The organism is Vibrio sp. 811, assembly GCF_033339195.1.
In genome coordinates this window covers 1-506 of the sequence record NZ_JAWOUB010001010.1, presented here as the reverse complement: position 1 = coordinate 506, position 506 = coordinate 1, and the positions used below count along the sequence as shown (strand labels likewise).

Genomic DNA, 506 nt, shown 5'->3' with positions numbered 1-506 from the left:
TTAAGACCTGATGTTGAGCACAACTTGAAAGTGATTGCTGGCATCGTCGATGAGATAAATCAGATGAGTGAAAGTCAAGCCGGAACAGAGCAAGAGGCGTCAACCGAGCTAGGCGACAACCCTCAAACCGCAGAAGGAGCGGATGAACAAACGTCAGCAGAGTTGATGATTAAAGAGACGTTAAGTGCAGACGACATCTTAGGTAGCCAAGAACTAGCCGACAAGTGGCTAAAGCGAGTCGAAGCGGATCCGAAGTATTTCTTACGCGCTAAATTTCAAATTCAATTACGCTCGCCAACAACGGGTAGCTCAACTACGACAACGGAACACAATACAGAGGAGGCTGACCAATGATGATGATGAATGTCCATCGCGTTACCTCTTTTGCACTTCCTGTACGGATAGTGGCATGGTTAGTGGTTTGTTTGAGTCTGTTCGTAAGTCGTCACGTTTTCGCTCAGGACATTTACGATCTTCAACGCAATCATGGTGTTGAGTTGCAAGCG

At 46.6% G+C, this 506-nt stretch carries 1 pseudogene; it reads left to right on the top strand.

What is annotated here, in order from left to right:
* A pseudogene (locus R7Q46_RS30625) lies at positions 1 to 354 on the top strand (hypothetical protein); the annotation flags it as partial.
* Positions 355 to 506 lie beyond the last annotated feature (152 nt).